Origin of the sequence: Rhizobium sp. Root1204 (assembly GCF_001424965.1) — a bacterium.
In the GTDB taxonomy this organism is placed as follows: Bacteria; Pseudomonadota; Alphaproteobacteria; order Rhizobiales; family Rhizobiaceae; genus Pararhizobium.
Window position 1 is genome coordinate 24815 of the sequence record NZ_LMCZ01000022.1, and the last position, 19892, is coordinate 44706.

Genomic DNA, 19892 nt, shown 5'->3' on the forward strand with positions numbered 1-19892 from the left:
AAAAAAGAACCCGTCCCGAACCCTCTTCGCAAAGAAAAGGATTGGGGAGGGGATTTAAATCTTAGCCCTTCTTCGCCAGCTGCATCAGTGTCACCTGCTGCTGCAACCTGCGCTGTGCCTGGTCTACCACCACGGCGACGATGATGACGATACCCTTGATGACCATCTGCCAGAAGGAGGAGACGCCCATCATCACCAAGCCGTCGGACAAGATGCCGATGACGAAGGCGCCGATAATGGTTCCACCGATTGTGCCGCGGCCGCCGGACATCGAGGTGCCGCCGAGAACGGCCGCAGCGATCGCATTCAACTCAAACGAATTGCCGGTTGCCGGGTGCGAGGCCATCAATTCGGACGAAATGACGATGCCAACGATGGCTGCGCAGAAACCGGAGAACATGTAGACGAACATCTTGACGCGATCGACGCGGATGCCGGACATCCGGGCGGCACGCTCATTGCCGCCGACGGCAAAGATCTGGCGGCCGATCGGCACGTATTTGGCGACATAGGCAGCAGCGAGCGCCACGACGATCAGGATCCAGATCGATACCGGCAGGCCGATGATACGGCCGGAGCCGAGGAAGCCGAAGCCGGTGGTGGCAAGTTCCGGCTTGCCGACAAGGTTGGGAAAGGTCTGTCCATCAGACGACAGCAACGCAAAACCGCGAGCGACATAAAGCGTGCCGAGCGTGGCGATGAACGGGGCGACGTTGAGCTTGGTGATCAAGAGGCCGTTGACCGCGCCGATGAGGATGCCGACGACAAGCGTGATCAGGCACACTTCAACGACGTTGAAATACATCGTGTAGCCGATCTGCAGATCGATGCCGTTGAGGATCAAGCCACCGGCGACCATGCCGCAGAGGCCGACGATCGAGCCGACCGACAGGTCGATGCCGCCGGTGATGATGACGAAGGTCATTCCCATGGCGAGGAAAGCGTTCAGCGCCACGTGCTTGGACATCAGGATGATGTTTGCGGTCGACAGGAAGTTCGGCGCAAAGATCGAAAAGAAGGCGATGACGGCAAACAGCGCGATGAAGGTCCTAAGCTTCATCAGCGTCAGGAGGATGGAGCCGCTATCGGCCGCCGGGGCTTTTTCGGTCGAGGTTGCAGTCGTCATCACGCAATTTCCCTTGTCGATGTGTGGCCGGCCGATTTGTGTCCCTCGGACGCAGCCTTGACGATGAGTTCTTCAGTAGCGTCAGCCCGGTCCAGGATCGTCGTAATCTTGCCATTGCTCATGACAGCGATCCGGTCTGACAGCGCCATGACCTCTTCGAGGTCGGAGGTGGAAAACAGGATGGCGAGGCCTTCGCCGGCGAGCTTGCGCATGGTGCGAAAGACATCGGCCTTGGCGCCGACATCGATGCCGCGGCTCGGTTCGTCCATCAGCAGAACCTTCGGATTGGTCATCAGCGCCTTGCCGATCACCACCTTCTGCTGATTGCCGCCGGACATCGAGGTGACGTCGAAATCCGGGTTCGGCGCCTTGATCGAGAGATTGCGGACCTGCTCCTTGACGGCCGACTGCTCGCGGTCGCCGGCAATGTGGAAGCCGAATTTTACAAATTTCTCAAGGCTCGCCAATGTCAGATTGGCGGCAATCGACAGGACCTGCACGAGGCCTTCGCGCTGGCGGTCTTCCGGAATAAGGGCGAGGCCCTTGCGAATGCGGGTGGAGGTGTCCTTGGCGGCGATCTCTTCGCCAGCGACAAAGATCTTTCCGGTCGAATGTGCATGCTGGCCGATGACGCATTCGAAGAACTCGCTACGGCCGGCGCCCATCAGGCCATAAATCCCCAATACTTCACCGGCGCGAACCGAGATCGACAGGTGATCGACGGCAAAGCCGCCAGTCTTGCGCGGCAGGCAAATGTCCTCGGCGCGAAAGGCCTCATTGCCCAGTTTGTGATCGAGCGGCTTTGCGAAATCCTTGGCATCGGAGCCGATCATCGAGCGGACGATCCATTTGGTGTCGATATCCTTGACCATCGCCTGGCCGGTAATCTGACCGTCACGCAGGACGGTGATGTAATCGCCGATGCGCATCAATTCTTCGAGGCGATGCGAGATATAGACGATGGCGACACCTTGAGCCTTCAGCTCGCCGATCACCTTGAACAGAATGTCGACTTCGGCAGCCGAAAGCGCTGAAGTCGGCTCATCGAGAATAAGGATTCGGGTATCGAGCGAGATCGCCTTGGCGATTTCGACCAGCTGCTGCTGACCGATCGGCAAGTCTTCCACCATGGTTTCGGCGCTGATGCCGGCATCGAGCTTGTCGAGGAACTGGTTGGCTTTTTGAACCTGCGCCTTGTGGTCAATGCCACGAAGACCGCGGGTAATTTCACGGGTGGCGAAAATGTTTTCGGCGACCGAGAGATTGCCGAACAGGTTGAGTTCCTGGAACACCATGCCGATGCCATGCTTCTGGGCGTCGGCCGGAGAGTTGAACTCGACTTCCTTGCCTTCGAGAAGAATACGGCCAAGTGAAGGCTTTTCGACGCCGGCGATCATGCGCATCAGTGTCGACTTGCCAGCACCGTTTTCGCCAACGAGAACATTGACTGCGCCGCGCCGCAGCTCGAGGCTGGCATGCTTGACGGCGACGATGCCGGAATAGACTTTGGTGACATCGTCAAGCTTCAGAATGGTGTCGTGGGTTTCCTCCGCCATGTCAGCCGCCGATCGTAATGGTGGCGGGTGTCAACAGTGCCGGCTGGCCGCTGGATGGCAATGGGTAGGCGCCGAGCGCCTCGACCTTTTTGCCTTCCAGGCTCTCCCTGGGCAGCTTTTCCAGCGTCAGGCCGTTAATATGGACATTGAAGGCCTTGCCAAATTCGGCCCACTGGATCTGGTTCTTGAAGTCGTTGAAACTGACGAAGTCGAGACTGTCGCGGATGGCCGTGCCCTTGATGACCGGGCCGATCTGGATGCGCACATCCGCCTTGCCGTCACCGTCGATATCGGTGTCGAGATAGGCGGCGCGCGACGCTGTTTCGGCCTTGATAATCGTGCCGGAGACTTTCGCCGCGAAGGTCCAGGGTGCGCTGCCCTCCTTTTCCTTGTGGCCGTATTTTGCCGCGGCGGCATTAAGATCGGATTTTGATAAGGCGTTGACCTCTTGGAACGGGCCTGCACGGGTTTCAAGAAACGGGATGACTTTGCTGTCCCAGATTTCGGCGACCTGGCGCCCGGGATTAAAACCACCGCTTGCAGCTTCGGCAGCTTCTTCGGCTGTCGGAGTCTTGATGATCTTGCAGCCGCTGAGGGCCAGAACGATGGCCAGCGGGATGGCGGCGGCAGCCCGAAAATTTGGCATAAAAGTCACTCCGTCAAATGGCAAAAAACGCACAGGGCAGAGTGTATCTGCCCTGTGCGCATCCTTGGGGAGGATTAGTTTTTGAGCGCGAAGGTTTCGAGCTTGGCGGCGTTGTCAGCGTTGATCAGCACGCAATCCATCAGCTGCTTTTCTTCCGCTGGACCCTTGCCGGTCTTGATGTAGGTGTCAGCCTGTGCGACAGCCATCTGTGCCTGGGCGTAGGCCGGCTGCAGCACGGTTGCCTTGATGCCACCAGCAGTGATCGAGTCGCGCACATCGTTGGAACCGTCGAAGCCGACGACGATGACGTCCTTGCGGCCAGCTGCCTGGAGGGCGGCGATCGCACCCATGGCCATCGTATCATTGCCCGAGATCACGCCCTTGATGTCCGGATTAGCCTGTAGGATGGTTTCCATCTTGGAGTAACCTTCCGTCTGGCTCCAGTTGGCCGACTGCTGGGCGACCATCTTCAACTCAGGATATTCGTCGATGATGTCGTGATAGCCCTTGGAACGAATGCCGGCATTGAGGTCGGCTTCGCGGCCGAGCAGCTCGACATAGTTACCCTTCTCGCCCATCAGCTTGACGAACTCTTCCGCACCAAGCTGCGCGCCCTGATAATTGTTGGAGACGATCTGCGAGACGGCAACGCCGGTGGCGTTGATTTCGCGGTCGATCAGGAAGGAGGGGACGCCTGCATCCTTGGCCTTCTGGACAGCTGCGATCGAGGCTTCCGAGCCCGCATTGTCAAGAATGATTGCCTTGGCGCCGCGGCCAATGGCAGTGTCAATCAACTGGCTCTGCTTGTTGGCGTCATCGTCATGGACGAGAACGAGGGTTTCGTAGCCAAGTTCCTTGGCTTTTGCCTCAGCACCGACGGCTTCCGCCTTGAAGAAGGGGTTGTCGTGCGATGGGGTGATAATGGCGATGAGGTCGGCAGCGAATGCCGGCATGGCGACGCCCAGTGAAAGGGCGCCGGCGAAGGCGGCAAGCGTCAGTCTGCGTGTCAGTTTCATGTGGTTCCTCCCGGTTAAGTTAAGGATGCGGCCCCGTTCCCGGCGGAGCCGCAATGTCATAAGGCAAAGGCCCTATCTTGATCAGGTGATGCGCCGGATGCTTTCGGCGATCTCCTCGGGTTCGAAAACTTTTTTCCAGTCGTCGCGCATCAGCGCGGGGATGCCGAACTCGATGGCCTTGTTGCAGGCATCGGAAAACACGCCCTGGACTTCGCCGAAAATGACGGCGCCGAGCACGTTGAGATGGCCGAGCAGGAAGTCGCGGGCAGCTTCTTCCGGCACGCCGCGCTTCACGCACTCATCCATCGCCTGCTTCATGACAACGAGCAGCGAGGCGGCAACGGTTTCCGACAGTCCCGGTTCCAGCATCGCCATCTGATCGACAGTGACGCGGTGCGAGCGCATGACCGGTGCCCAGATGGTCTTGGCGATCTCTTCGCCGAGACCATAGGCTTCTTCCGGACCCTGCATTAGGGCAGAGACGATGTGCTGCTTGGCAAACAGGCCGCCAAAATGGTCCTTCTTGGCTTGCATATCCGTCTCGTCGTTGAAGATCGGCGGATGGCAAGGATGGGTGACAAAGTAGGTGAGGTCTGCACGCTCGGGAAAATGACCCGCAAAAGGGGCGGCCGCATCAAGCGCCACGACCATGGTGCCGGGTTTCAGCTTGTCCGAAATGCCGGCTGCAACCTTGCCGATGGCCGTGTCGGGCACGGCGAGAATGACCACGTCAGCGCCTGCGAGCGCTGCATCGACATCGACGCAAGACAGCTCAAGATCATTTTGAAGCCGGGCCTTGCCGGCATCGCTTACTTCCACGTGGCGTACGTCGAAACGTGAGCCCTTGAGGTTCTTGGCAAGCCGGTAGCCCATTTTGCCGCCAGCACCGAAGAGTGCGATCGAAGTCATGTTTCCTCACCTGCGTTAGTTTCGCCATTGTTTATGTCAGCTGGTATAATGAGTCAATCAGTATCTCACATAGTGAGGTGAGGTTTTGAAACTCATCTGGCTTGTCGTGCTCCAACCCTTCAGGACCTCAACGCCTGACCAGAAATATCCAGTGGTTTTTGCCAAAAGGATTTTCGACCAGTATCGCTGGTGGACCGTGGGCGGATTTGGCGCTCGCACCAGTCAAGCCGTTGATCTCACTCTCACCAAATGCACCTCGCCCGGAAACGGTCCGGGCACGATGGCTTGCTCGCTTGTAAAGCGAGATATTGTTCGACTTCTCAAACGTCAGCCGGGTGGGTTGCACCCTTTGAACTTCAGCTTTCGCGTCGGGTTTTGATGCGAGATTTTGCGGGCACATGCCGGACCACCTGCAGAAATTGAAAAACTTCTCCTGCGCCGTTGCGTCTCGTTGCGGCTCATTCGGTGGACAAACGTGTCCAGGCGAGCGGCGGTGTCGGGCAGATGACGCCAGGTCTCCTGCCAAAAATGGCTGGAACTGTTTGCCGTGACACTAAACAATATGGCCCGGAATATTGAGGCGAGGACTTGGTTTATGGCGACAGCAGAACGGTTCACGTCAAGCTGGCGCTTGCACTATTCTACCATCTGGCCGGGGACGGCCCGATCGTTAAGCGCTCTTAAACGCGGATGGTCAGGCTCGATTGGTTTTTTTTAAACGCTGGTTCGTATTGCCGTCTTGACGCGTTGAACTTGCTTCTTCCATTAGGAGTTCGAAACATGTCCTGTGGATTGTCCGCCGCGATCATGTCGAGGATCGCCGACGATGGGAGAGTTTATGCCGGGCGCTATTGCCCTGGCCGAGTTACCTCACTGACATGGTATTCACGGTGTTCGCAAACGACGCGCCTTGGGATACAGGCGCGGACCGGCGTTCGGGGCGAACGCCCGAATGATTGCGGCGGGTTCTCGACGATAAATAAACACGGCTCTGGCGTTTGCTTTATCATCGTTCAGGCCACCTACTTTAGCCAGTCCTTGGTTGAGGTATAACTGCGTCTCATCGAATTGTACGGAGGCATTGGCCATAGCCGCCCCGAAGACGGTGAAACTCCGAGGTTGTCGAATAAGCGTGATCACATCGTTGGGCTGAACGTAGACATTCTCGCGAGGATCAGAAATCAGTTGTTCCATTGGGATGGTTTCGGACTTTGTGCCTCGCGTGACCTGCACCGCCAATTGATGCGATTCAATCCGTGGACCTCCGGCATCCGCAATAACGCCAAGCAGACGATTTCCACCAGGTGTGAGCGGAATGCGGCCGCTTGCCGCCACTTCCCCGGTTACTGTTACTGCGTTGGAGTTGTTTTTCACAACACTGACAAGCGCCTGAGGCTGCACGGCGATTCTGGCCAAGGCCTTTTCAATGGTCATTTCACAGCATCGGGGCTTTGGCCCACCACCCTCACATGCCCAGCGAAGCGGACGGAAATGGTTCCACTGTCAGTCACAACTTGCGGGGGGATTTGAGTTGAACTTTGGGTGCCGGTCGAGAAGGGCCCTTCCTTCGAGGCTTCCCAGATGGTCACACTGACGGCATCACCGACCCCAATGCGCGACACACTTTGTCGGCGGGCTGCACCGAATGCAGCCGACAAGGGCTTTTCTTGTTCTCGCGACAGCAGGTCGGTAAGTGCAGGGGTGACAGGAACAAGCTTATAGGGGGTTACAGCCGCTTTTTCACCCGATTGAATTGTCCCCTCCCTGGGGCCGTAACCAGGAAGCCCGCTACAGGACGATAAAGCCAGAACCGATGACGCCGCGGCGGCTAGAAATAGGAATCCCACAACAGGTGGCATTCACCCAACTTTCAACCGACTGCTCCTCAATCCAGAGCGTAGTTCGTTCGATTTAGATGAGCCCTATGACAAATGGTTTAAGCAATGCCAACCGTTCCAAACGTTTTTGATTTTTGTTTGGCCAAAGCTTCAAGTTCTTATTATCCGCAGGCACGGCAACCCATTCCTCGACGCACTTCGGATCAGGCGTCGAGAGTTATGGTGTCGAGTTACTCAGCGATCACCGCGCGCAAACGAGCCCAGAAGCCTCTTTTCCTGTCCACATGCTTTGCCCGCAAGTAACAGGCAGTCACTCCAGCGCTGACAGTCGCGCCAAAATGACAATTGCAGACAATTCTGTGCAAATGCCGGTCGGGCAGCTCGAAAAATCGCCGTGCCTCGCCATAGGTATCGTTTTCCATCCCGGCTGCCCGTAGAACCGGATCGTCGTAGGCGACTGAGATAGCCGAGTTGTCGCAGCGCAAGAGTGCGCGGACCGCGTCCGGTTGATATTCAGTTTGCTGTAGTGTCGATAGGACGCGGTGCGGATCCCGGTCGAGAAGTTCCACCCAGCGTCGAAGGCGTTCGGTGCGAGGCATGATTTCTTGATGCGGGTAAGCTTGGTTGATCTTCGCGAGTGTTTGCAGTCGATTGAATTCGTGGTGCTTCATTTCTGCCTCCATTGAGACGATTGATGCTCCGCAGTTACAATCCTCGTACCCTGGCTCCTACTATGGATAAAGTCCAATCACGATTGAATTGGCGCTTCCACTTCCCCGGGGACGAGGAGAACAGAAAGCGCGTTTGCGAGCCACTTTAAAATCTCGCGATTATGTGGGGCCGACCGATCGGAAGCGCGTCTGGGCGGGCTACTCCATGATCTGGCCGGCGGCGGCAAGGGTTTTCCTCAATTTAATTATATTCACACCGGAGGCATCGCCATTGGTCGCAAGTGCGGCCGCTGCCCCAGCAGCTTGGCCAAGGACCATGTAGGTTGGTTCAACCCTAACCGATGTATACGCGGCGTGGCTGGTTGATAATGCGATCGGTACAATGAGGTTGGTCACCTGGGTCTGCTTCGGGAGCATGGCGCGGTAAGGTATCTGATAGGGGCCGACGCTGATGCTTTCTCGACTTTCGTCGGCGATGTAGCCGGCTTTGACGGTCCGGATCATACCATGCTCATCCATTGGATAGTAACCCAAACCAATGGAATCCGGGAACCGGGTTTTATTCTGCAAATCGTTTTGTGTCAGAACCAGCTGCCCTACCAGCCGGCGCGCCTGCCGAACATATATTTGCCGCGGAAAATTGCCGTTGTCCTGGAATTCGTTTGCACAAAGGCCATACTGGGCAGTCAATTCCCTCACGTGAGCGGGGACGCGCGGGTCTGTTGTTGCAAACCACATAAGGCCGAGAATATGGTCACGTACCATGTTTCTTATGGCGTTGCGTTTCGCTTCATTTCCCACGACATAGCTGTAGCCGATATGCCATACATTGGTGGAGAAATACGGTGTAGAGTTGACATCCTGTTGGCCATTCACGGTTACTCCGCCACCGGTAAAATGGCTTGCAGAGATTTTGACGCCAGCATTTTGAGCAGCACGAAGAAACCGCGCAGTCGTTTCATAGCGCAATGGATCATAGTTTTGCGGTTTGGTGAACGGCACCTTTTGACCTGTCCGGGTGATACAGAAACGATAATTAAACGCCATCAGGCTCTTGTCGGCTGACCCAATTGCCAGTTGTCCCGTGTCAATAACGCCCGGCAAGAGGCCGCTTCGCGGGTCGCCTTGTTTGACATACGGGTCAACCTTAATTTCGATGTCGTTCGGGCCAACAGTGGGGTAGTTGATCCGCTGCACCCCTGCAGCACTCTCTCCATACTTGCTACTGCTTTCCCGCCCGATAATGGTCGAGACGCCTGATCTCGCCATCAAGTCGCCCTCATAGCTCGCATCTATAAAAATATCGGCGCAATATTCTTCGCCAGTCGTCATGCGCACGCGTTTGATTTGTCGTCCGGAGCGCGTCACTGTGGTGATGCGTTGGCCATACCTAACAACCACGCCTGCCCGAGATAATCCCGTTTTGAATGTCTGTTCCGCCCAATGAGATTCAAAATATATTCGCACCGGATCAGAACTTCGATAATGATTGCGCGCCTGCCTGAGAAAAGCGGCGACCAGTCCGCCATAGACATTCGTTCTGGGAGAGGCGTCAGTTTTCGTTAGGCCGTTCGACATCATCCCGCCAACATGGGCAGTTGGTTCGAGCAGGATGACCTTCTTTTTCATCGTTGCTGCTTGTATTGCGGCCATTATGCCACCCGGTGTCCCGCCATACACGAGCACGCTTGAAGCATTGCACAGTGCGTGAGCCTGCCCGAAGCCAAAGCAAACAAATGCCGCGCTCAAGAGAATGGCCCGAGACCGGCCGAAAAATATCTGTCGAAAATTGCGCAAAAATCAATTCTCCCAAAATCTAAACGCGAGCAAAAAGCACCTTCAAACTGCCCAAGAATCGCGGGCGAGTTCGAAATCCAACACGGTTAAAGTGGGCTTGCAAGCCGCAAACGATTGTCTTTGGATCGACGCTCGGCCGAGCTCGACGAACTGATGCCAGCCCACAGATGATGTTTTTCTATTGGCCGTGGAGGTGTGCTCTGCGCCACCTTCACGTGACGAAGCCGCAGACGTCGGCGACTTGCGACGTCTCTAAAGCATTTGCGGCTCAACAGAGCTGGATCCCGCTAGCGATGCATGGGGCTCCGGTCGTGCCGCGACCGGCTGCGCATAGAAGCTCGCTAGAACAAGCAAGTTCATTTTCTCTTAGGTTTTGATTATTTTGAAAAGCTGAAGCCCGGGTCTTAACGCCGATTAAATGGTTCTACCCAAAGATCACGCTTTGGGAGAGTAGCGGCGCCGATAGTGTTGCTGAGTGAAAACGTGAGGCTTTCATTTTTCGTGGGTGAAAGATCAATATTTATACTCGGAAATCGACGGTTTATTGGTGCCACTCCGTTGAGTGCGCGTGATGATTGAGGGAGGCGGTGAAATGCTCAAGCGTATCAAGCGACACCAAGTCCGGGTGGGGATGTTTGTCACCGATATCGAGGATCCCTTGCGGGACGAGGCGGCACCTGTGCGCAGCTTTCTCTTGAAGGATGAAGCAGCGGCGGCGAAGGTCAGAGCCAGCAATATCATCAGTCTTGTTATCGATATCCGCAGGGGAGTCGATGTGGGTTCCGGTCCGGCCCAGCCGGAGGCGCGACAAAGCGAGACATCGTTGTCCAGCCTTTCCCGGGCGTTTACCCAGACCGAGATCAAGGAAGCGCTGCAGACGATCGAGCAAACAAGGCCGCTCCTCGATACGCTGTTTGCCAACGTAAGGCTAAGTGGCACGGCCACATTCGAGCCCGCCGATCGCGCTGTCGAACAGATCGCCAAATCGATGGAGAGCAATCCGGCAGCGCTGATTGGTATTACCCGTCTCAAGACGAAGGATGAATATACGTTCCTGCATTCGCTTGCCGTCAGCGCGCTGATGGTGCATTTCGCGCGCTTTCTCAAATTCGATGAGCAGGCCGTACGGATTCTTGGCGTCAGCGGCCTGCTGCACGATATCGGCAAGATGGTCATGCCTGACGCGCTGCTGTCGAAGAAGGGTGCACTGACCGACGAGGAAATGGCGCAGATCCGCACTCACCCGGTTCGTGGCTACGAATTGCTGTCGCGCCAGGCCGACATGCCGCAAACCGTGCTGGATGTTTGCCTCCACCACCATGAGCGGGTTGACGGCAAGGGCTATCCCTTCGGGCTGTCGGATAAGCAGCTCAGCCCGTCCGCGCGGATAGCGGCCATTTGCGATGTCTATGATGCGATGACCTCGGCGCGACCCTACAAACGCGCATGGACGCCTGCCGAAACACTGAGGATGATGCTGAAATCGGAAGGCCATTTTGACCGGCATCTGCTGACGCAGTTCAATGCCAGTCTGCGTGCGTCGTTTTCACCCGTGCCTCCGAAAGACCGTCGCAATGGGGCTCGGGCAGTTCAGTAGGGTATAGGCATTTTTACCCTTGAAGGCCGTCGCGGATCTGCGCGAAGTAACCGTCTGATCCTACTTGACCGCCCTTGAGCGCAATCTGCAGACCGTTGGTCGCTGCATAAGCGCCGTGGGCCGTGCACAATGGCGATCCCGGGGTTTGTGGCAGTGGCAGCAGCGTGGTCAGCGCCTGCACATGCAACTCCCGAAGCGCATGGCTCGACGTATCTCCGCCGGCAATGACGGCGCGGGTCAGTTGCTGTTCCTCGACCAGGCGGCGCAGGATCGTGCCGAGCAGGCGGCCGAGACGGTGGCGGCTGCCCGGGATGCGATCGATATCGCCACCGCGATCGGCGGATGGACCGAGCGCCGTGTTGAGAACGACGCTGTCGCCGCGCTTGAGGCTGCTAAGACCAGCAGCAATTGCCTGTTCCAGCGCGGCATTGCCATTTTCGCCGAGCAGTTCCAGCGGGTCGAGATTGATACCGGAAAAGCCGTTTTGGGTCGCATGGCGGATTTGCCGTTCGGTGGTCGGTGAGACGCTACCGGAAACGACCGCGATACGGTCCGCTTTGCCGGGCAGAGGGAAGTTCGTCTTGCCTTCCGTCAGGCCGGCCGCACGCCAGGCCGCCAGCAGCGCATATTCGACGCCGGAAGAACCGGCGACAAACCACCCGCCGCCGCGGCGCAGGCGCAAGAGCTGGTGGCCGGCTTGGGACTGGCTCTCAGGGCTGTCGACATCAAAGAGGACCATGCCGTTCGCATCGCGGCAAAGATCATCGATCCGGTTCTCCGCATCAGCAGCGGCAAGCATGGAGAGATCTGCCAGTCTGATGTTCAGGGCCGTTTGTGCGCTCAGATGCAGTCGCAGGTCAGCCTCGGTCATCGGTGTTACCGGATGGCGGCTCATGACGGGGTGTCGGTCAATGCGGTAGACCTCGCCCTGATAGGCGGCGAACAGATGGCCAAAGGCCGTGTAGCGCTTCAGCTGCGGCGCGCCGACAAGAACAGGGACATAAGGCTGCCCGAACATCGTCCTGCCGATTTCGACGGCCTTGCCGATGTTGCCGATATATGGGCTGGAATCGAAAGTCGAGCAGACTTTGTAGTGGCAGATGTCGGCGCCCAGGCTCTTTAGCCAGTGAAAGGCGGGTGTCAGGTTTTCATCCATCCAGTCCGGCGTTTCGCTGCGGCTGGTGCCGGCAAGGCCGATGGCGCGGCAATGGCCGAAACGCTTCAGCAGGGCCGCGTCCGGAACATCCATGAACAGGACAGTATCGACGCCATTGGAGGCCAGCGCTTCCATGACATCGGTTGAGCCCGTCAGGTCGTCGCCATAATAGGAGAGGAGCGGATTGATCTGTGCGTTCATGATGCCTACTCGCTTGCACTGCCGAATTTCTGGATGGAAGCGGCAAGTTCCGGATGATCCTTGGCGTAGGTCTCAAGCGGAATATCGGCCACGGCCGCCTGCCAAGCTTGCTGCACGGCGTGCACACCTGCCGCCGGTCCATTCGGATGGCTGACGATGCCACCGCCACATAGATAAAGCAGATCGGTGGTCCGTCCCGTCCGGCGATAGGTTTCCGGTGCCTGTCCGCCCCATTGTCCCGAGCCGGCAACAGGAAGGGCGCAGTCGGATTGATCGAACAGCGGCGTTGTGACAGCCTTGAAGCTTTCGACGAAACTGTCGTCCGGTTCCCAATATTTGACGCCGATCCCATTGATCTGGAATTGATCGACACCGAGGAGGCGCCAGAACTGTTGCCAGACCTTGAAATCAAAGCCGATACCGGGATGGCGGGTCAGCACATCCCAGCCGTTGCGGTGGGCATGCAGAATGAGACCGGAGCGCTTGCGCAGGAACGCCATTCCCCCCATGCCGATGGAGTTGATATTGACGACGGCGCAATTGCCGCCGGCTTCCAAAACAAGGTCGTGGTTGCGCATCATCTCGTCGGGATCGGTCGCCGAGATGCCGAACGCGTACATCACCTTCTTGCCGGTCTTTTGCTCGTGATCGAGAATTTTCGGCATGATCGCTGCGACGCGTTCGCTAAGCGGCGAATAGGCCGGGCTCATCAGCTTCTCATCGTCCTTGATGAAATCAACGCCGGAACCGATCAGCTCACCAACAAGCTCAGCCGTTTCATGAGGACGCAGGCCTAGCGCCGGCTTGACGATAGTGCCTATTATTGGCCGCTCATAGACACCCGTAAGCTTGCGGCTGCCGGCGAGACCGAATTGCGGGCCGGGATAGGCGGATCTATATTCCTGGGGCAGTTTCAGATCGACGACGCGCAGGCCGGTCATGCCGCGGATCGAGAAGATGCCGCCGACCGCAATGGTCATTAGAGCGGAAAGATCGGTGCCTATGGCATCGAGCGGAAAGGCAATATCGACATCGGCGCGGTGGATCGGGCCGTGGCTTGCTTCAGCCTCTGGCCAGCTCACGGTGGCGGCGTCGTCAAGGGGACGGATGGCAAGGACACGGGCTGCGACACGGGCCTTCAACTCCGGCGTCTCGCCGGGCACGGGTACGAAGGTTCCCGTCGATTGATCGCTGGCGATCTTATCCGCCATGGCCTCGACGCTGCCCGGCGTTTCGATTCTGTAGGTGACGACAATCATGTTCGCGCAAAAGCCTCCCGGTAAGTCAAAGCCCGGCCAGTTTCAGCTGGCGCATCCCTGGCAACTGGTATAATGAGTATATCAATTAAGCAAGAGGAAGCTTGCACACCCGTCAATCAATGTGGACTGTGGTCTCACAATCAGATGCGTGGATTTCCTTCGCGACAGGAGCGGTGCATAACGATGGTAAATGCAAACCAGCGAGACACTATGGGCCACCAGACCGAACAGATCGTTCGCCGCAAACTGTCCGACGAAGTCTTTGCGCGGCTAAAGGCGATGATCACGTCCGGCGAACTCCAGCCGGGCGACGAGATGCCGTCAGAGCGCGAACTGATGGAGCGTTTCGGTGTTGGCCGGCCAGCGATCCGCGAGGCGATGCAGGCACTGGCCGGCATGGGGCTGGTCGTCATCTCGCATGGCGAACGCGCCAAGGTACTGGAACTGACGGCGCAATCGATCTTCCGCCAGATGGACATGACTGCGAAGATCATGCTGGCCAAATCCTCCGATACGCTGGAGCACTTGAAATGCGCCCGGATTTTCTTCGAGCGGGGTATGGCGCGTGAGGCTGCCCTGAAGAGTGATGCCAAGGACATCGCAAGTTTGCGCGAAGTCCTTGAACGGCAGCATGCATCACTTGGCGATGCCGAAGCCTTCATCGCCGCTGACATGGAGTTCCACACGCGGATCGCACGGATTTCACGCAACCCGATCTATATTGCCGTCAGCGAGGCGATGCTTGCCTGGCTGAAGGAATACCATACCGAAATGCTGATCTGGACCGGCAAGGAAAAATTCACCCTGGCCGAACACGAAGAGATCATCACCTGTCTGGAAGCCGGTGACCCCGATGCTGCCGAACAGGCGGTACTGAAGCATCTGGAACGGTCGCGGGCACTTTACGCTGCGAAGTGATCGCCAACTGATACGTGTGGTGCAATGCGTTTGGACTTTGGTTTCGGCATTTCGATACTGTGCAGATAGCCCTGACGCCGTGGCTACCGACTAGTGCCCCGAAAATCAAGTTGCCTTCCGCCAAGAGCTGGAGCATACGATGACGCCCGGACCCTTTGAGGCCCACGACGCATGGGGTGCTACTGTAAAAAAGATCTCACGAATTGTTTTTGGAGTGCTGCGAAACGCGGATTTGTCATCCGTGAGCTAGAACTTTGGTTGTACGCCGACGGTCTCGGCCTGCGGAAATTTAGCGCTAGTAGTGCTTCGATCTGCTATCGGGTTGACTTCGACCAAGGTACTTAGTACCGAAATTGCCTCTCTGACAAGCGTGGAAGACCCCAGCAGGTTCTAGGCTGATCCCAGTTATCGCAAGGCAGAACAGTATGATGAGATTCTAATTAAATGCTCCTCAATTTAAGCAGTTATGGTAAATATCGTGTATAAATTAGATGAATTCCCTCTATTGACGCTTGGTAACAAGGCTATTCTAAAGCGCCATGCAATTTTGCTCGATGGGCCCTTTAAAGGTGACTATAGCCTTGCGATTGTAAATAGGAATCTTGCGCGATCTCTCATCAAGGCCGGTTTCCGGGTCCGTTGCCATTCTAAAGAACTGGACTGGCAGACCGATACCAAGCTCAAGGAGATGCCTGATGTTTACGAGGCTATGCTTGATAGTTACCCGTCTAAAGGCAAATACAAGTTTCACTTAAGAAATCCGTGGCCTCCAGAGACCCGCGATATGGTCGGCGAATTAAACGCTTATGTTTGCTTCGCGTGGGAAGAGACGGAGATCCCAGTTTACATGGTTGATCGGTTCAACCGTGACCTCGATTTCATGATGGTGACGTCAAATTTTGTGAAACAATCGTTCAAAGGATCAGGTGTAACAATTCCAATTGATGTCATAGGCAACGGATGTGATCATATCCTTGCGCTTGCTAAAGACACGGTCGCTCCTTACCAAAAGAACACTAGCAAAAGAATATTGCACGTCTCCTCTTGCTTGCCGCGAAAGGGGGCGGAGTTGTTGGTCGATGCATATTGTCGTACCTTCACAGAAGCTGACGATGTCGAGCTTTTCATAAAGACAACACCCAACCCGCATAACGAGATTGAAAGATATGTCGGCAAGGCAACAAAGGGCATACAATCTGCCCCTAAGATCACGGTGGTAAACAGCCACTGGGAAAACTCTCAAATTGTTTCTCTGTACAAGTCCGCCGACCTTTTGGTCGCGCCAAGTAGAGGTGAGGGATTCGGGCTTCCGTTCGCGGAAGCCATGCTGTTTAACGTGCCAGTTGCGACGACCGCGTTTTCTGGTCAGACGGACTTTTGCACACCCGAAACTTCCTTCCCTATCGAATATACGCTCGCTCCTTCCGAAAGCCACGTCTCGAGCGGCTACAGTATGTGGGCCGAGCCCTCTGTCTCTTCAATTGGGTCTGCAATGCGGCTAGCTCTGAGCGATCCTCAGCAGGCAAAGCAAAGGACGGAAGTCGGCCGACAGTTGATTCTTCGTGAACTCACCTGGGCTCGTGTTGCCGAGCGAATTGAAAAGTGCCTTTTTGCCGCCCTAAATAGAGATCCCTCAAAAGACGACTTGTCACCGCCGTCGCAGATTGACCTGATCACCACATGGCGTCAGCGCTGCGGTATTGCGACGTACTCGGAACATCTCTATTCGACTGAAATATTCGGCGGGCGGATCGCCAATATTTTTAGCCGCATCGTAATAGACGAGGATCGGATTGACACGAGCCATGATCCCGACGATCGTGTTTCCCGTCTATGGAGCTACGATCATCGTGGTATAGACCGGTTGATCGATGCACTACTCTCGGCTGATAGTCCGATTCTGTGGTGGCAGCACCATCCCGGTCATTTTTCATACGATGACATGCTTCGCATTACCGACGCGCTTGCGAGCTCGAGATACAAGGTTCGCGTCATAACAATGCACAACGTAAAGGAGATTGCGCTTAAGGGCGAACTCGACTGGGTCAAAAGCTTTGACTGTGTGTTTGTTCACTCTGCTGGCGACGCCGCATTATTGTCCAACGCCGGTCAGCGCGATGTCGTGGTGATCCCACATGGATTTCAACGGGCAAACGGGGGGCTACGGGTTGAGAACGACGTTTTTACGATTGGTAGCTTTGGGTTCCTCTTTAAACACAAAAATATCGATCTCTTGGTCGCAGCAGTCGGACGCATCCGGTCGATGGTCGCCGATGACGTTCGGCTTGTTCTTCTCAACTGCGTAACTGACGCAGAGCAGTCGCTCGAAGCGCGACGGCAGACCGAAACGGTGATTGATGCTCTTGACCTGAGGGACAACGTCGAAACCGACTACTCGTTCCTGCCGGAAAGCGAGATTGTCTCCCGCTTAAGTCAATGTGACTTGCTTGTGTTTCCATATGGGGATTCAAATGAGACCGCGACTGGGGCGGTGCGAGTAGCTTTGCTTGCGGGCGCTCCGATCCTCTGCTCTTACTCCCCCGTTCTCAACGATCTTAGTCGCGTAAGTCATCGAATAACCGATTTGAATGTTGAAACTTTGGCCGAAGCCATAACAATTTTAATGGGCAACCGGACGCTATTAAATATCTTTGATCTTGATGCACGGCACATGATGGACGCATTCAGCTATGAAAAACTTGCCGGAAGGTATCAATGGTTCATTGACCAAAAAATTGGAGGCGCGATATGACCGACGACAAAATCAGCAATCCCGATGAGCCGAAAACTCTCCGCCTATCGGCAGCGGAATTCGCATCTGAGCCTCGGTCCTTTGTCAGGCATCTAGCTGAGAGAATGGCGGTTGATATAAGTGATTCAACTTTGCATCGCTTGGTAGATCGGGTTAAGCGCGGGGCCACTCGTGAGCAGATTATCCAAAGCTTGTACAACGCGAAAGGGGAACGATATCCGACTGATAAGGCAACAGCTGCGCTCAATTTTTCCCGTGTCAACGTTCCCGCAGCTGCTCTTGTGGTCGAGAACGTCCTGTTGTTTGCGCCCAATGACGAGAAGGCTTTTGTTCTGCATGCCTACAGACAGGTGCTCTCTCGACACCCGGGAGAAGTAGAGCTCGCACGTTTAGTACATCAATTGGAGAGTGAAACGAAATCTCGGCTTGATCTGCTTGCCCTTCTGAACGCGAAAGCAATAGAGGAGGGGCACCTTATCAATTGGGACAGTGCTGCAAGCCTGCAATCGCGAGAGGGTGACATTCCAAAAGTACGCGGCTTAATCGAGACTTCTGGCTTTCGTGTGGTTTCGCATAGCACGTTGGAAACTCTCACATTGTGCCGTTACTTAGACGAGCGATGGGAGCTGGCGCCCTCGATGATTGCGCGCGCGGAAGAATTTCGTTCGGATTCTTGGGTGGTCAAAGACGGTTTTATCCTCAGCGGCCCAAAATGCCATGTTGCGTCAGGGTGCTGGGCGCTGGAACTTGATATAGTTCAGCCTGAATGGGCGACCCTTGCGATCGATGTCGTTGCTAATGTCGGCGCCGATCGCTTGTTCTATGTCTCTGCCCGCGGTAATCTCCGCGGTAGCTTCGTTTTCGAAAAACTCAACACTCACGCGTTTCTAGAGGTACGCCTACAGGTGCAAGACTCGGTACCAGAACAGTGGATCAGCATTCAGAGTGTAAAGCTGAGAAGATTGGACTGATGAAAATGCAACTGGACTATCTCAATTTTGTTGGGCGTAGAACGGCGAAGTCTTTTCTCGATAAGGCCAAGCGCGCGCAACGCTCAGGCCGCTGGTCGGAGGCTTATGAAGCCTATCGTAGGGTTCTAAGGAACGACAACCAGCGCTTCGGCATTTTGGTCCAGATGGGCCATATGAGCAAGGAGTTGGGTAATTTCTCTCAGGCTGAGGCACATTATGCCGAAGCCCTGAAATTGAAGCCTGAGGACTGGGATCTTCACGTCCAGCTCGGCCATCTTTACAATCGCTCCGGCGATCTCCCGAAAGCGAAGGATTGGTACAAAAGGGCTAATGACATTCGACGAACTGCCGAGATTAGCGAGTTGCTGAACACGGTCGGGGATGCCCCGCAGGCAGTGGACACGAGCGAGCTTCGCCGGAAAACTCTCGAACAGATGGATTCCCGGCGGTTCCAACAGGCCCTCCCGAATGCACAGGCTCTCTACGAAATGCATGGATTACGAGATTTCGACGTGATCCTTGGACATGCATTTCGTGAACTCGGCCGTTATGCAGAAGCTAGGGGGATGTATGAGAAATATTTCGAGAGGTGCCTGAGTTCCGATAGCAAGCATCTGAATGACGCGTGTTGGCATCTGCTGAACATTTTAGAAATTTCCGACGAGAACCAAGAAATCCTGGATCTTTTCGCCCGCTTGAAGCGGCATTATTCCAAGGTCGGAAATTTTTCCGATTTCGGCGGTCAGCAGGCTGAACTTCTGCAGAATCATATCGAAAAATTATACGGGGTTTTCCGGATGTGATGTGGTGTGGCTTGCCACGCTGACGGTAGGAGCTTTTCGGCAGCGAGAAGATTCCAAGATTTTTTCGTCGTGTAATACATAAGCATCCGTTAGTCACGCGGAAGAGAGATTCGCGCGATGTTGATCGGAGTTATTATGAAGGAATGTGGATTGAGGCTGCCTGCTGATGAACTGGCGACGACGCTTCCATTCCCATAACACTACTTCTGGGATGCAGCTTCCTATGAAGCTGCCCATTGTTCCAAGATGATCTCGCCCCCTTGAGGCCGGGCTCCTTCTGACTGTGAATATTGTCGGCTCAATCGTGTAGTGAGACAAGATTTCCGGCGCTGATTTTTTTCCGGGAGGCGAGACGCAGGTAGGTCCGCGATTTGAGCAAAGATATCGGCGCGTCAGGCCTCGAGGTCTACGTCATTCAGCCGTGCGGTGATGGTGAGAGTGAGCATGACGGTCGCGCGGTCTGCGTTGCGGTCGGAACCGTCGAAGAGATCAAGCTTTTCTTCCGCAAGCTACATCGCGCGGCGCTCTTTTCGCAGCATTGTTCGTTATGCGGGTTTTGCGTAAGCATCCGGCGAAGCTTGCAATTACCCATAAGTAGCTGACTCGTTTACAAAAAGCTTTCGCTGAAATCTTGAATCGAAAGAATCACTTGTGATTCTGTGTCGAGCACCTGATT

At 55.7% G+C, this 19892-nt stretch carries 16 protein-coding genes and 1 pseudogene; 5 read left to right on the forward strand and 12 right to left on the reverse strand.

Annotated features, from left to right (window positions below):
• Positions 1-61: 61 nt before the first annotated feature.
• The 9 genes from ASC96_RS18585 to ASC96_RS18620 all read right to left on the reverse strand — a co-directional run bounded on the left by ASC96_RS18585 (position 62) and on the right by ASC96_RS18620 (position 9448).
• The gene (locus ASC96_RS18585; RefSeq protein ID WP_060504621.1) at positions 62-1126 is read right to left on the reverse strand and encodes an ABC transporter permease; all 1065 of its coding nucleotides are present in this window, start codon (positions 1124-1126) and stop codon (positions 62-64) included.
• Positions 1126-2682, reverse strand: coding sequence for a sugar ABC transporter ATP-binding protein (locus ASC96_RS18590; protein WP_060504622.1), 1557 nt, complete (start codon positions 2680-2682; stop codon positions 1126-1128). The genes ASC96_RS18585 and ASC96_RS18590 overlap by 1 nt, the downstream gene beginning before the upstream one ends.
• Position 2683: 1 nt before the next feature.
• Positions 2684-3328 (reverse strand): DUF2291 family protein, encoded by a 645-nt coding sequence (locus ASC96_RS18595; RefSeq protein WP_060504623.1) that lies wholly within the window; start codon positions 3326-3328, stop codon positions 2684-2686.
• Positions 3329-3402: 74 nt separating this feature from the next.
• The gene (locus ASC96_RS18600; RefSeq protein ID WP_060504624.1) at positions 3403-4344 is read right to left on the reverse strand and encodes a D-ribose ABC transporter substrate-binding protein; all 942 of its coding nucleotides are present in this window, start codon (positions 4342-4344) and stop codon (positions 3403-3405) included.
• Positions 4345-4425: 81 nt separating this feature from the next.
• The gene (locus ASC96_RS18605; RefSeq protein ID WP_060504625.1) at positions 4426-5253 is read right to left on the reverse strand and encodes a phosphogluconate dehydrogenase C-terminal domain-containing protein; all 828 of its coding nucleotides are present in this window, start codon (positions 5251-5253) and stop codon (positions 4426-4428) included.
• Between the two features lie 127 nt (positions 5254-5380).
• Positions 5381-5653, reverse strand: coding sequence for a hypothetical protein (locus ASC96_RS32820; protein ID WP_156397662.1), 273 nt, complete (start codon positions 5651-5653; stop codon positions 5381-5383).
• A gap of 485 nt (positions 5654-6138) precedes the next feature.
• Positions 6139-6687: a polysaccharide biosynthesis/export family protein gene (locus ASC96_RS18610; RefSeq protein ID WP_060504626.1), complete on the reverse strand. Its 549-nt coding sequence runs from the start codon at positions 6685-6687 to the stop codon at positions 6139-6141.
• 634 nt (positions 6688-7321) lie between these two features.
• Positions 7322-7762 carry a hypothetical protein gene (locus ASC96_RS18615; protein ID WP_060504638.1) on the reverse strand — a complete coding sequence of 147 codons (441 nt, stop codon included), beginning with the start codon at positions 7760-7762 and terminating at the stop codon, positions 7322-7324.
• A 198-nt stretch (positions 7763-7960) separates the two neighbouring features.
• Positions 7961-9448, reverse strand: coding sequence for an FAD-dependent oxidoreductase (locus tag ASC96_RS18620; protein WP_348270816.1), 1488 nt, complete (start codon positions 9446-9448; stop codon positions 7961-7963).
• Between the two features lie 703 nt (positions 9449-10151).
• Here ASC96_RS18620 and ASC96_RS18625 point away from each other — a divergent pair.
• Positions 10152-11156, forward strand: coding sequence for an HD-GYP domain-containing protein (locus tag ASC96_RS18625; RefSeq protein ID WP_060504628.1), 1005 nt, complete (start codon positions 10152-10154; stop codon positions 11154-11156).
• 13 nt (positions 11157-11169) lie between these two features.
• Here ASC96_RS18625 and ASC96_RS18630 read toward each other — a convergent pair whose 3' ends face one another.
• Together ASC96_RS18630 and oiaX are read right to left on the reverse strand one after the other, a co-directional pair.
• A complete protein-coding gene (locus ASC96_RS18630; protein ID WP_060504629.1) occupies positions 11170-12513 on the reverse strand; it encodes a four-carbon acid sugar kinase family protein in 1344 nt (447 codons plus the stop codon).
• A gap of 5 nt (positions 12514-12518) precedes the next feature.
• Positions 12519-13772 carry a 3-oxo-isoapionate-4-phosphate decarboxylase OiaX gene (oiaX, locus tag ASC96_RS18635; RefSeq protein WP_060504630.1) on the reverse strand — a complete coding sequence of 418 codons (1254 nt, stop codon included), beginning with the start codon at positions 13770-13772 and terminating at the stop codon, positions 12519-12521.
• Between the two features lie 210 nt (positions 13773-13982).
• Between oiaX and ASC96_RS18640 the strand changes: the two genes are divergently transcribed.
• From ASC96_RS18640 to ASC96_RS18655, 4 genes are all read left to right on the forward strand, one after another.
• On the forward strand, positions 13983-14690 hold the full coding sequence (locus ASC96_RS18640) for a transcriptional regulator NanR (RefSeq protein WP_060504631.1): 708 nt from the start codon (positions 13983-13985) through the stop codon (positions 14688-14690).
• Positions 14691-15168: 478 nt separating this feature from the next.
• Positions 15169-17442 (forward strand): glycosyltransferase, encoded by a 2274-nt coding sequence (locus ASC96_RS18645; protein ID WP_162246371.1) that lies wholly within the window; start codon positions 15169-15171, stop codon positions 17440-17442.
• Positions 17439-18413, forward strand: coding sequence for a hypothetical protein (locus ASC96_RS18650; RefSeq protein ID WP_060504633.1), 975 nt, complete (start codon positions 17439-17441; stop codon positions 18411-18413). Before ASC96_RS18645 ends, ASC96_RS18650 begins: the two co-directional genes overlap by 4 nt.
• Positions 18413-19216, forward strand: coding sequence for a tetratricopeptide repeat protein (locus ASC96_RS18655; protein ID WP_060504634.1), 804 nt, complete (start codon positions 18413-18415; stop codon positions 19214-19216). Before ASC96_RS18650 ends, ASC96_RS18655 begins: the two co-directional genes overlap by 1 nt.
• A gap of 395 nt (positions 19217-19611) precedes the next feature.
• Here ASC96_RS18655 and ASC96_RS33425 read toward each other — a convergent pair.
• Positions 19612-19768, reverse strand: a pseudogene (locus ASC96_RS33425) (IS66 family transposase); the annotation flags it as partial.
• Between the last annotated feature and the right edge of the window lie 124 nt (positions 19769-19892).

Excerpts from the sequence above, each read along its gene's own strand:
- oiaX (WP_060504630.1), bottom strand. The coding sequence starts at position 13,772 with ATGATTGTCGTCACCTACAGAATCGAAACGCCGGGCAGCGTCGAGGCC.
- ASC96_RS18600 (WP_060504624.1), bottom strand. The coding sequence starts at position 4,344 with ATGAAACTGACACGCAGACTGACGCTTGCCGCCTTCGCCGGCGCCCTT.
- ASC96_RS18585 (WP_060504621.1), bottom strand. The coding sequence starts at position 1,126 with ATGACGACTGCAACCTCGACCGAAAAAGCCCCGGCGGCCGATAGCGGC.
- ASC96_RS18625 (WP_060504628.1), top strand. The coding sequence starts at position 10,152 with ATGCTCAAGCGTATCAAGCGACACCAAGTCCGGGTGGGGATGTTTGTC.
- ASC96_RS18615 (WP_060504638.1), bottom strand. The coding sequence starts at position 7,762 with ATGAAGCACCACGAATTCAATCGACTGCAAACACTCGCGAAGATCAAC.
- ASC96_RS18605 (WP_060504625.1), bottom strand. The coding sequence starts at position 5,253 with ATGACTTCGATCGCACTCTTCGGTGCTGGCGGCAAAATGGGCTACCGG.
- ASC96_RS18630 (WP_060504629.1), bottom strand. The coding sequence starts at position 12,513 with ATGAACGCACAGATCAATCCGCTCCTCTCCTATTATGGCGACGACCTG.
- ASC96_RS32820 (WP_156397662.1), bottom strand. The coding sequence starts at position 5,653 with ATGTGCCCGCAAAATCTCGCATCAAAACCCGACGCGAAAGCTGAAGTT.
- ASC96_RS18650 (WP_060504633.1), top strand. The coding sequence starts at position 17,439 with ATGACCGACGACAAAATCAGCAATCCCGATGAGCCGAAAACTCTCCGC.
- ASC96_RS18640 (WP_060504631.1), top strand. The coding sequence starts at position 13,983 with ATGGGCCACCAGACCGAACAGATCGTTCGCCGCAAACTGTCCGACGAA.
- ASC96_RS18610 (WP_060504626.1), bottom strand. The coding sequence starts at position 6,687 with ATGACCATTGAAAAGGCCTTGGCCAGAATCGCCGTGCAGCCTCAGGCG.
- ASC96_RS18590 (WP_060504622.1), bottom strand. The coding sequence starts at position 2,682 with ATGGCGGAGGAAACCCACGACACCATTCTGAAGCTTGACGATGTCACC.
- ASC96_RS18655 (WP_060504634.1), top strand. The coding sequence starts at position 18,413 with ATGAAAATGCAACTGGACTATCTCAATTTTGTTGGGCGTAGAACGGCG.
- ASC96_RS18595 (WP_060504623.1), bottom strand. The coding sequence starts at position 3,328 with ATGCCAAATTTTCGGGCTGCCGCCGCCATCCCGCTGGCCATCGTTCTG.